11 protein-coding genes and 1 tRNA gene are annotated in these 10,454 nt (G+C 38.6%); 10 read left to right on the plus strand and 2 right to left on the minus strand.

The genetic code is table 11. The features are described 5' to 3' along the window. Positions 1–28 precede the first annotated feature (28 nt). From AKA01nite_RS08690 to AKA01nite_RS08705, 4 genes are all read left to right on the plus strand, one after another. Positions 29–102 (plus strand) — tRNA-Arg (locus AKA01nite_RS08690). A gap of 407 nt (positions 103–509) precedes the next feature. Then, entirely contained in the window at positions 510–995 is a 486-nt protein-coding gene (locus AKA01nite_RS08695) for a CtsR family transcriptional regulator (RefSeq protein ID WP_146924934.1), read from the plus strand. A gap of 5 nt (positions 996–1,000) precedes the next feature. After that, complete coding sequence (locus tag AKA01nite_RS08700; RefSeq protein ID WP_146924935.1) at positions 1,001–3,496, plus strand: ATP-dependent Clp protease ATP-binding subunit; 2,496 nt, start codon at positions 1,001–1,003, stop codon at positions 3,494–3,496. A gap of 143 nt (positions 3,497–3,639) precedes the next feature. Continuing rightward, complete coding sequence (locus AKA01nite_RS08705; protein ID WP_146924936.1) at positions 3,640–3,999, plus strand: hypothetical protein; 360 nt, start codon at positions 3,640–3,642, stop codon at positions 3,997–3,999. 125 nt (positions 4,000–4,124) lie between these two features. Here AKA01nite_RS08705 and AKA01nite_RS08710 read toward each other — a convergent pair whose 3' ends face one another. Then, complete coding sequence (locus tag AKA01nite_RS08710; RefSeq protein ID WP_146924937.1) at positions 4,125–4,988, minus strand: helix-turn-helix domain-containing protein; 864 nt, start codon at positions 4,986–4,988, stop codon at positions 4,125–4,127. A gap of 94 nt (positions 4,989–5,082) precedes the next feature. Here AKA01nite_RS08710 and tadA point away from each other — a divergent pair, with 94 nt between their 5' ends. Then, the gene (gene tadA / locus AKA01nite_RS08715) at positions 5,083–5,598 is read left to right on the plus strand and encodes a tRNA adenosine(34) deaminase TadA (RefSeq protein ID WP_146924938.1); all 516 of its coding nucleotides are present in this window, start codon (positions 5,083–5,085) and stop codon (positions 5,596–5,598) included. Positions 5,599–5,610: 12 nt separating this feature from the next. Here the strand turns inward: tadA and proC are convergent, their stop codons facing one another. Next, complete coding sequence (gene proC / locus AKA01nite_RS08720; protein WP_146924939.1) at positions 5,611–6,414, minus strand: pyrroline-5-carboxylate reductase; 804 nt, start codon at positions 6,412–6,414, stop codon at positions 5,611–5,613. 188 nt (positions 6,415–6,602) lie between these two features. Between proC and AKA01nite_RS08725 the strand changes: the two genes are divergently transcribed. From AKA01nite_RS08725 to AKA01nite_RS08745, 5 genes are all read left to right on the plus strand, one after another. Then, positions 6,603–7,007, plus strand: coding sequence for a secondary thiamine-phosphate synthase enzyme YjbQ (locus tag AKA01nite_RS08725; RefSeq protein WP_146924940.1), 405 nt, complete (start codon positions 6,603–6,605; stop codon positions 7,005–7,007). Positions 7,008–7,169: 162 nt separating this feature from the next. Further along, on the plus strand, positions 7,170–7,439 hold the full coding sequence (locus AKA01nite_RS08730; protein ID WP_146924941.1) for an autorepressor SdpR family transcription factor: 270 nt from the start codon (positions 7,170–7,172) through the stop codon (positions 7,437–7,439). Further along, positions 7,436–8,023, plus strand: coding sequence for an SdpI family protein (locus AKA01nite_RS08735; protein WP_146924942.1), 588 nt, complete (start codon positions 7,436–7,438; stop codon positions 8,021–8,023). Before AKA01nite_RS08730 ends, AKA01nite_RS08735 begins: the two co-directional genes overlap by 4 nt. Before the next feature lie 172 nt (positions 8,024–8,195). After that, the gene (locus AKA01nite_RS08740; RefSeq protein WP_146924943.1) at positions 8,196–9,095 is read left to right on the plus strand and encodes an ABC transporter ATP-binding protein; all 900 of its coding nucleotides are present in this window, start codon (positions 8,196–8,198) and stop codon (positions 9,093–9,095) included. Further along, positions 9,088–10,365 (plus strand): ABC transporter permease, encoded by a 1,278-nt coding sequence (locus AKA01nite_RS08745; protein WP_146924944.1) that lies wholly within the window; start codon positions 9,088–9,090, stop codon positions 10,363–10,365. The genes AKA01nite_RS08740 and AKA01nite_RS08745 overlap by 8 nt, the downstream gene beginning before the upstream one ends. Positions 10,366–10,454: the final 89 nt, after the last annotated feature.

A 10,454-nucleotide genomic window follows, 5' to 3' on the forward strand; every position in this document is an offset into this window, starting at 1 on the left:
TTCATATACTGAATATTTTTATTACATTGCGTCCTTAGCTCAATTGGATAGAGCACCTGACTTCGGATCAGGCGGTTAAGGGTTCAAATCCTTTAGGGCGCGTTGAAGAAACTTTGATTATAAAAGCGCATGGCAGAAAAATAGTCATGTTCGCATTATTGGTTTGATAACGCACGCGATAATCGGTATTTGTTGTATATGGTTCAGAACGTAGACGGTAATTGGTTAAAATAACAATAACAATATGCATAGTCATTGAAAAAGGCTGGGACTTTGTCTCAGTCTTTTTTGATATAATTGATTTCAAGTGAGCCTTTAAGGGGTTCCTGTTATCTGTAGCATCTCTCTTTTAATTATTTAAATTTATTGGTATAATTATTATTAGTCAAAAATAGTCAAATTCACTATTAAATGAAGTTAAAGATCGCTATAAAGGGGGGTAACCTGAAGGGAGCGAGCCAGGAAATACGTAGAGTTTATTCCTGGGCTGAGAAAATCTCTTTACACTTATGGAAAATAAAAATATGACTGATATTATCGAAGCTTATTTAAAAAAAGTATTGAAACAAAAAGAACAAGTCGAAATCAGACGAAGTGAAATTGCTGAACGTTTCGATTGTGTTCCGTCCCAGATCAATTATGTTATCAACACTCGTTTTACTATACAAAAAGGTTATCTTGTCGAGAGTAAGCGAGGGGGCGGCGGATATATCCGCATTATTAAGGTTCAAGTACTTGATGAAGTAGATATGCTGAACACAATGATTGAAATTATAGGGAACAATATTACTGAAAGAGATGCAAAGTCAGTGGTTCAAAGACTTTACGATGATAAAATCATTACTAAACGTGAAGCCAAATTGATGATCGTGGCTATGGATAAGTCACTGTATACAGGGGACCGGGTAACAGATAATCGTGTTCGAGCAAACCTTTTGCGCTCGATGTTAGCCAATTTAAGCTACGAAGAACCCAATAAAAGAAAGGCGGACTAACCAATATGAACGAATTATTTACAGATAAAGCAAAAAAAGCACTGCTTATTGCTCAAGAGGAAGCTAAATCTTTCCGCCATAGTACTGTGGGTACAGAACACCTATTACTAGGGCTGGTCATTGAAAATGAAGGAATAGCAGGGAAAACATTAAGAGATCTGGGTATCAATGAAGAAGATGTTAAAGATGAAATCGAGCATTTTTCAATATACGGCTCAAGCCAGTTTGTGCCAAAGCAGGCGATTCTGCCATATTCTCCCAGAGCCAGACAAATTATTAAATATGCTACGGATGAAGCCCGACGAATGAAGCGACCCTTAGTGGGAACGGAACATCTATTATTAGGCCTTTTGAGAGATGAGAATATTTTATCTGCAAAAATCCTGAATAATCTAGATGTTAATTTAGCTAAAGCGAGACAGCTGGTACTGAAAAAACTTGGAACTAAAATGAACAGTGCGAAAAGCAAACTGAATAATAGACGGCCTGTAAAAGGGAATCAGGAATCTCCAAATGGCACGCCTACATTAGATTCGCTTGCACGAGACTTAACGCAGCAGGCACGCGAAAACCGATTGGATCCCATCGTCGGTAGAAATAAAGAAGTCCGACGAATCATACAGATTTTAAGCCGTCGGACAAAAAATAATCCTGTTCTGGTTGGCGAGCCTGGAGTGGGTAAGACAGCCATTGCTGAAGGTCTAGCTCAAAAAATCATTTCAGGGGAAGTGCCCCCAGTTTTGGCTGATAAAAGGCTGATGACGTTAGATATGGGTTCGCTTGTAGCTGGAACTAAATATCGCGGGGAATTTGAAGAACGGATGAAAAAAATCATCGATGAAATTTATCACGATGGCAAAGTCATTTTATTTATTGATGAACTGCATACTTTGATTGGGGCTGGGGGCGCAGAAGGAGCGATCGATGCTTCAAATATTTTGAAACCGGCTCTTGCTCGTGGCGAATTGCAGACGATCGGTGCCACTACACTGGATGAATACCAAAAGCATATCGAAAAAGATGCCGCACTTGAAAGACGCTTTGCTTCGATACATGTTGATCCACCGACTGAGATAGAAGCAGAAGAGATATTGTTTGGATTAAGGAAACGCTATGAAGACCATCACGATGTTAAAATAACAGATGCGGCAATTAGAGCAGCAGTACAATTTTCAGTACGCTACATTACATCCAGACAATTGCCTGATAAAGCAATCGACTTGATGGATGAATCGGCCTCTAAAATCAGAATGGATAACAGTGATACACCCACAACATTATCTAAAGAAACTGAAAAACTGGAAGACCTAGTGAAGCAAAAAGAAGAAGCGATTCAGTCACAGGATTTTGAACGGGCAGCCCGAATCCGGGAAAAGGAAATGCGTCAGCGTCGTAAACTGGAAAAAATAATAAAAAAAGATGAACAAGGTACGAATGATCAGCTGGAAGTCACCGCTTCAGACATAGCCGAAGTTGTTTCCCAGTGGACAGGCATCCCAGTTAATCAAATGGAACAGAAAGAAAGCGAAAGACTCCTGAAACTTGAAGAAGTCCTGCATCAGCGTGTCGTTGGTCAGGAAGAAGCAGTCGTTGCTGTTTCCAAGGCTATTAGACGTGCACGTAGTGGCTTGAAAGATCCCAATAGACCAATCGGCTCATTCATGTTTCTTGGTCCTACCGGCGTCGGAAAAACGGAGCTGGCCAAAGCTCTTGCCGAGGCAATGTTTGGCAGTGAAGAAGCGCTTATTCGCGTGGATATGTCTGAATTTATGGAAAAATACAGTACGAGCCGTCTAGTCGGTTCACCGCCAGGATATGTAGGCTATGATGAAGGTGGACAGTTGACGGAGAAGATCCGTCAAAAACCTTACTCAGTCATTTTGCTTGATGAAGTGGAAAAAGCTCATCCGGACGTCTTTAATATCTTGCTGCAGGTCTTGGATGATGGACTCTTGACTGATGGAAAGGGTCGAAAAGTAGACTTCAAAAATACGATCATGATCATGACGTCAAACTTAGGTGCAACAGCCTTACGCGATGAAAAATCGGTCGGCTTTGGCGCTGTCGATAAACGGTTTGACCATGATGCCATGGAAAAACGTATTCGTGAAGAATTGAGAAATGCGTTCCGGCCTGAGTTTCTAAACCGTGTGGATGACACGATCGTCTTCCATTCACTTAAAAAAGAAGAACTGAGAGAAATCGTTCAACTACTGACTAAAAATGTAATCGAAAGAATAAATGAACTGGGAATTGAACTCAAGATTACCCGAGCGGCAATGGATGTTATTGCAGAGGAAGGATTTGACCCTGAATACGGTGCCCGACCTCTTAAACGCGCCATACAGAACAAATTTGAAGATCGTCTGAGTGAAGCTCTGCTTGCCGGAGAAATCAGTTTCGGTGATAAAGTAACACTTGGTGCGACAAAAGGGGAAATCACGTTGAAAGTTAGAGAGTCAAAAAAAACCAATAAGAGTCAGTCGGTAGCTAATAAGTAAATGTGAAAACCTATGAAAAGGTCAGCTCATTCAGCTTTATTCTAAATATCGTCTAAATACTCGAATGTAATGGTTATCTTTAGTATTTCAATAAATTATTTGTTAAGATGAACGTAATCAATTAATGAAGGGATGAAGATAATATGCATGAAAAGAATCAGTGGGATGATAATCAGAAAAATATCTTGATCGGTGTTGGGGTAGCCTTTCTATTTGGGTTGATCACTCTGTTGTTTACCTCGGATAAAGCGAAGATGAAAACAAAGTCAGCTGTAAATCGCCAGAAAGCGAAACATTATGTTGGCAGTAAATTTCATGGGAATAAAAAAGTTAAAAATGTAGTGAATAATTTATCTGATGATGAAATCAATAGTTTACTTGGTACTGCTGACAAAGTAAAAGACTTGGAAGAAAAATTTTCAGATATGACCGATGACCTTAAAGACTATGTTCTTGATAAGAAAAAAGAATCAAAAAAAGTCATGAAAAAACTTAAAAGATAGTAGCCTGAAATAAAGTACGTATCGGTTAAAATTGCTTTTCAAACAGATAATGGAAATTACTGTATCAGAATTAAATAGTATCCTAAAAAACAAAAAAGGCTGGGATAATTCCCAGTCTTTTTTGTTTATGAAACAAGTAAATAGCTTAAGAGTAAATCATTCATATCCTTTAAGGATAATCCAGTTGATTCATAGAATCGGTCTATACGATACTGCAGGGTATTTCGGTGAACGAAAAGTTGCTTGGCTGCTACACTGATATTTCCCTGATTTTCCCACAAGGCAAAAATCAGTTCTTTCCAGTCAGGCTGTTCCAGGATTTTTTCTTTCATAGCATCGATGATCATGCTTTGAGCTAAAGCTTCCTTGGTAAAGTATTTCAGTGCCACATCAGAGAGTGAGTTGATTCGATAATCGAGATGATCATACTCTTCTTGAAAAATCTGTCTTTCTTCTCTTAAGATCGCCTTCAGTGCAGAATCAGGCTGCCAGAACTGACCAATATAAGCATTTGTTCGAATCGAGAAGTCATCTTCCAGTGTTTTCAGCATGCCATACAGCTCTGTTTGAGTGAGGGCTTTCGTGTTATGGCCTTGAATAATATAGCATGTGTCCTGGGAGATGAAAAACACATCCAATACAGATTCAAAAATCTGCGCTATAGAATCGATCCAAATAGCATGATCGAATTGATTATCTATTTTTTCCAGAACGAGCTGGATCAAACGAATAGTTGATTCTGTTTGTGGTGGATATTCCAGGCTGCCTTCCAGAAACTGGAACCATTTTGACTGAGTGGATGGAAAGGTGTCAGGCTGAGCTTCTTTTTTTAAAAGGTCAAGTATGGTGATTTCCTTTTCAGTTAAAACGTGTTTAGGGATATGTATCCACTGATTTTTATATGACATACGAAATGTTTCTTCGTTTAAAAAAGGTTTTTTATTTAAAGTTGCTTCAGGATAGATTTTTTTCAACTTGGAAAAATCCACTGTATTTCCTCCTTAAATATGCTATTCTTATTTTACCACTGTTTATGGTTTTTTAGAAACACATGCAGGTAAAAGAAAAAATGGAGCGGAAAAAATGTCTGAATTTACAGAAATAGAAATTAAAAAATGGATGGGAGAAGCACTTAAAGAAGCAAAAAAAGCAAGTGCCTTGAATGAAGTGCCTATTGGAGCAGTCGTCGTCAAAGATAATAAAATTATCGGGCGGGGGTATAACCAAAGAGAAACATCTCAACGTGCTACGACCCATGCCGAAATGATTGCTATAGAAGAGGCAAATAAAACGCTGGGGAACTGGCGGCTGGAGGACTGTCATTTATTTGTTACTCTTGAACCGTGTGTCATGTGCAGCGGAGCCATCGTTTTAGCCAGATTAAAGAGTGTTTACTACGGTCCGAAAGACCCTAAAGGAGGGGCTGTCAGAACACTTATGCACGTGCTGGAAGATGAGCGTTTGAATCATCAGTGTGAGGTGCACAGTGGCGTCATGGAAGAGGAATGCCGTACTTTACTGACCTCATTTTTCAAAGAGTTGAGAGACAGAAAGAAGAAGAAAAAAGAAAGACTCGCTGCCCCAAAAGACAAGGGGTAACGAGTCTTTAAATTATTCATCGGCTTTCTTTGACATGCTGTCATTTTTATCCACCATCTTATCAACAGCTTCGATCAGTGAAGAAGAAAAATCAGAAGCCAGTAAGTTTAAAACAGCTTCAACCGTTATCCCACCAGGAGAAGAAACTTCATCAATCAGGTTATAAGGGGATTCTTCAGCTTCTTTCACCGTTTTTCCGCTGCCCAGAACTGCCTGGGCTGTGATTTTTGTAGCCTGTTCTTTTGACATCCCATATTTGACAGCTGTTCGTGACAACACATCGATAAATAAAAAAACAAGTGCTGGTGAACTCCCGGCCAATGCGATGAATATGCCTAATTGATCCTCTGGAATGACGACAACTTCACCAATAGCACTGAAAATGGTTTGTGCTTTTTCCATATCTTTAAGAGAAACATGTTCATTATCCACAAGGGCAGTCATTGATGCATTGACTTGTGCGTTTAGATTCGGCATCGTCCGGATAAATTGTTCGGCAGGTACATAATGAGCTAATTGTTCACTTCTGTAGCCAGCCACGATAGATAAAATCAGAACGTTTTGAGGGATTGAAAGGTCTTTTAAGACACGGTCGACCTGGTAAGGTTTGACAGCCAATAACACGATATCCGAATGATCCAAGACCTGCTGGTTAGATTCTACCCCTGTTATTTGCCATTCTTTTTCAATAGCCAACCGGCTTTCTTGGGAGCGTGTAGAAAAAACAAGATTCTCTTTTTCTAAAATTTTTTGCGTTATAAGTCCTTCTGCAATGGATTTTGCCATATTTCCGAATCCGATAAAACCAATGTTCATTTTTGATCATCCTTTTTACTGTAGTTTATCATAATTTCTATGATTCGTTTAATTATATTGTGAAAATGTTAATGTTTCTTGTTTATGTTTAAATAACTGGTCAGCGTCATAAAACACTCAGTTCTTTCTCTTTGGATTAATTTTTTGAATTAGTTATGATTAATAAAGAAGACAAAGGAGGAAAAAAGATGAGTTATTTAAAAAAAGTCAGTTTGTCCACAGGAAATAAACAAGAATTCAAAGAGCTTGACTCTTATCTTAATGATGCTTTAAAAGAAAGTGGAGTAAAAGAAGGTCTCATGCAGGTATATTGTCCACACACGACCGCAGGTATCACAATCAACGAAAATGCAGACCCGGATGTCAAGAAAGACTTGAAACGAGCACTGAATGATACATTTCCGAATCATGATTATTTTGTTCACATGGAAGGGAATTCAGATGGACACATGAAATCATCGCTGATCGGAGCAAGTGAATCACTTATTATTCATAAAGGGGAAATTATTTTAGGGACATGGCAAAGCGTTTATTTTACAGAGTTTGACGGTCCTAGAGAACGTACATTTTATATAAAAATAATAGAAGGATAGATGAATGATTTATTGAAAGAGAGGGGCATTGTCCTCTCTTTTTTTAAGTCGGTTTTTTGAAAGAGGAGTATAGTTGACTCAAAAAAGAAAAGGTGTATACTATATTTAACTAATTAGTTAAATAGTTAAATATAGAATTGTGGATAGAAAGAAGGCAGGTAGATGAGTGGTGTCTTTAAAGCTTTAAGTGATCCAACCCGAAGAGAAATCCTTGCTCTGTTGCGCGATAAGGATATGACAGCAGGAGAAATAGCTGAGCATTTTGATATATCCAAGCCTGCGATTTCCAAGCATCTGGAAATCCTGAAAGAAGCAGAGCTGGTGAGTGCTGAAAAAAAAGGATTGTACCGTATATACTCGATCAATTTGACAGTCCTTCAAGAAGCGCTAAGTGGATTTATGAATTATTTTGAAAAGGAGAATGATCTATGAAAAAACCTGCAATGATATGGCCCCTTACAGTGGTATCCATACTTATACTGACACTGGGATTTTTTCAGCAAAGAAATCAGTGGTACGTCACCATTACCGGCGTAGGAATAATTATAGGATTAGGACTGCTGGACTGGTATACTCCAAAAATTGCCCGATTATCAGAAACAAATCCTAAAATAAAAACAATGAGACGACTAAACAGATTTTTTATAGTGTTTTTTACAACCCTGTTTACTTTTATATTATGGTATCCAAAAGCACAAAGACTGATAGATGATAATGACAGTGGAATAACTTTATTAATTGTGCTTGCTATTATGGGGATACTTGGAAATACTGCACCTAAATTACCCTTTAATCGTTATATGGGGCTTCGACTGCCATGGACTATCAGGGATGCTGAAACATGGAAAGCGGCACACCGGTGGTTAGGATACATTACTTTTCCAATCGTCATCATTATGGTGATTGTTTTTATAGTTGGCGTAGACGTGAATGAAGTGGTTACCTATGGGATCCTTACCTGGATAGCGATACCTGGGGCTTATTCGGGTTGGGTTTACTATAAGCGAATGGTATAATGGAAAGTATCAGCTTGAATATGGAACTTAAATATGAAGAAAAAATGAACAAAATATGAATTTTTTCGTTCTGAAGTCTGATGACATAGCCAATGGATTATTATACAATGTAAATAATGATAGTTCATTTAAATAAATGAATGATCAATCTATGACAGAAAGAAGGAGAGACATGCTAGAAGTAAAAGATTTGAAAAAGACCTTCGGATCGCTTACGGCTGTAGATGAGCTTGATTTCACGATCGAGCCTGGCGAAATCATGGGTCTGATCGGTCAAAATGGTGCCGGAAAAACAACGACTTTCCGTATGATTTTAAACTTGCTGACACCTGACATGGGACACGTGCTTTGGAATGGCAAGTATCTGACCACGCAAACATTCAATAAAATCGGTTATCTTCCGGAAGAACGCGGCCTGTATCCTAAGGTAACTATTGAAAATCAGCTCTTATATTTTGCACAACTGCGGGGCAAGAAAAAAAATGACATCAAGCCGCTGATCGACGAATGGCTTGAAAGGTTTGAGGTAAAAGGTAAGAAAACAGACAAAGTCAAAACATTATCAAAAGGTAACCAGCAAAAAGTACAGCTGATTTCGACATTGATCCATGAACCAGAATTGATTATTTTGGATGAACCATTCAGTGGACTCGATCCCGTAAATGCAGAGCTCTTGGAAGATGGTATACGACAAGCACAGGCAAATGGAGCAAGTATTATTTTTTCGAGTCATAATATGAATAACGTTGAAGAATTGTGCAACAGTCTGATCATGCTGAAAAACGGGAAGCCTGTTTTAAATGGAACAGTGAAAGATATTCGCCAACAGTTTGGTAGAACGAAGTTGTTTCTGGAATCCGATTTAACTCATGACGAACTGGCTCAGTTCCCTGGCGTAAAACAGGTGGAAAAAACGAATGACGGCATTGACGTGGTTTATCTGACTGATACGGAAGATGGGAAGCTCATCTTTAATGAAGCAACCAAAAATGGTTATATCCCAACATTCAGCCAACAGCCGCCTACTTTAGAAGAAATATTCAAACGATTGGCTGGTGAACATAATGAATAAATTTTGGGTTATCACCAAGGAAGTTTACAAGAAAAATATAAAATCATTTGGCTTTCTGGCAATGGTATTATCACCACTCGTACTAGTAGCTTTCATAGCGGGATTAACTTATTATTTTTCCCAAGAAGAGCAAGTAGGGCCAGATACATCGATAGCTGTTATATCCGAAGATGACACGATCAACGAAATGTTCAAAAATCAAGAATGGGACTTCCAAGTTGATGAAGAAATCACGACAGAAGCTGAAGCTGAGGAGGCTTTACTCGACGAGTCTATCGCTGGGTACTTGATTGCTGATGTAGAAAACACCATAGTCGACGGTCAGCTGATATATACTGACGACTTTTCAGAACAATCAGGACTTATTCAGGAAAGTTTATCGAATTACCAGATGATGCTTAGAGCCGACCAATTGGATTTGGCTCCAGAGGAAGTTGCTGCATTGTCTGAACCTGTCAGTTTAGATGAAAAGTACGTGGATATAGAAGAAGGTACGTTAACTGAAGAAGACTTTTCTGATCAAATGATTCAGCAAGGTGGAGCTTACTTTGTTAGTATAGCAATCATGGTATTTATTATGACTTATGCAGGCATCATCGCAGAAGAAGTCGCGAACGAAAAAGGCACACGGATTATGGAAATCATTTTGTCCAGCGCCAGCGCAACCAATCACTTCTTTGGGAAATTGACTGGCGTCATGATGGTATTGCTGACACAAATAGGTATCTATGTAATTATAGGTTTTGGTGCTTATATGTACTTTAAAGATGCTGATATCGTTCAAAGTGTCCTTAGTGAAATAGATCTTGGTGCGATCCTCCAGGAACTTTTAAGCTATACACTGATATTCTTTATCGTAGGTGTATTGATGTATGTCGTTTTAGCGGCCTTTTTCGGTTCACTGGCAACTAAAATGGAAGATGTAAACAAAGCTGTGACTCCTATTGTATTCATGGCTCTGATTGGTTTTTATGTGGGGATATTCGCATTTAATTCTCCAGATAATACCTTCGTTGAAGTTTTTTCATACATCCCGCTGTTTACACCTTTTGTGATGCCATTTAGAATAGCGGCCGACACGGTTTCAACATTGGGAGTCTGGTTGTCGATTACAGGAACATTCGTCTTCGCTATACTGATATCTTTCGTATCTTTGGCATTTTACCGCTCAAATGTATTGATTTATTCTGACACTAATTTATTAGGAACCATCAAACGTTCATGGAGTATCATGCAAAGTAACAGAAAAGCACGTAAAAACCGAGGATAATAGTAGGAAAAAAGAGGCTGATTGTCAGCCTCTTTTTATTCGTTAATTTCCATTATGCGTGCCTTTTTTGAGATGTGACGTACCAAAAA

It is taken from the genome of Alkalibacterium kapii, from assembly GCF_007988865.1.
Lineage (GTDB): Bacteria > Bacillota > Bacilli > Lactobacillales > Carnobacteriaceae_A > Alkalibacterium > Alkalibacterium kapii.

What these genes read in the sequence shown, in the direction of transcription:
- AKA01nite_RS08740 (WP_146924943.1), top strand. Translation starts at nt 8,196, where the DNA reads ATGCTAGAAGTAAAAGATTTGAAAAAGACCTTCGGATCGCTTACGGCT.
- AKA01nite_RS08745 (WP_146924944.1), top strand. Translation starts at nt 9,088, where the DNA reads ATGAATAAATTTTGGGTTATCACCAAGGAAGTTTACAAGAAAAATATA.
- AKA01nite_RS08725 (WP_146924940.1), top strand. Translation starts at nt 6,603, where the DNA reads ATGAGTTATTTAAAAAAAGTCAGTTTGTCCACAGGAAATAAACAAGAA.
- tadA (WP_146924938.1), top strand. Translation starts at nt 5,083, where the DNA reads ATGTCTGAATTTACAGAAATAGAAATTAAAAAATGGATGGGAGAAGCA.
- AKA01nite_RS08735 (WP_146924942.1), top strand. Translation starts at nt 7,436, where the DNA reads ATGAAAAAACCTGCAATGATATGGCCCCTTACAGTGGTATCCATACTT.
- AKA01nite_RS08695 (WP_146924934.1), top strand. Translation starts at nt 510, where the DNA reads ATGGAAAATAAAAATATGACTGATATTATCGAAGCTTATTTAAAAAAA.
- AKA01nite_RS08700 (WP_146924935.1), top strand. Translation starts at nt 1,001, where the DNA reads ATGAACGAATTATTTACAGATAAAGCAAAAAAAGCACTGCTTATTGCT.
- proC (WP_146924939.1), bottom strand. Translation starts at nt 6,414, where the DNA reads ATGAACATTGGTTTTATCGGATTCGGAAATATGGCAAAATCCATTGCA.
- AKA01nite_RS08730 (WP_146924941.1), top strand. Translation starts at nt 7,170, where the DNA reads ATGAGTGGTGTCTTTAAAGCTTTAAGTGATCCAACCCGAAGAGAAATC.
- AKA01nite_RS08705 (WP_146924936.1), top strand. Translation starts at nt 3,640, where the DNA reads ATGCATGAAAAGAATCAGTGGGATGATAATCAGAAAAATATCTTGATC.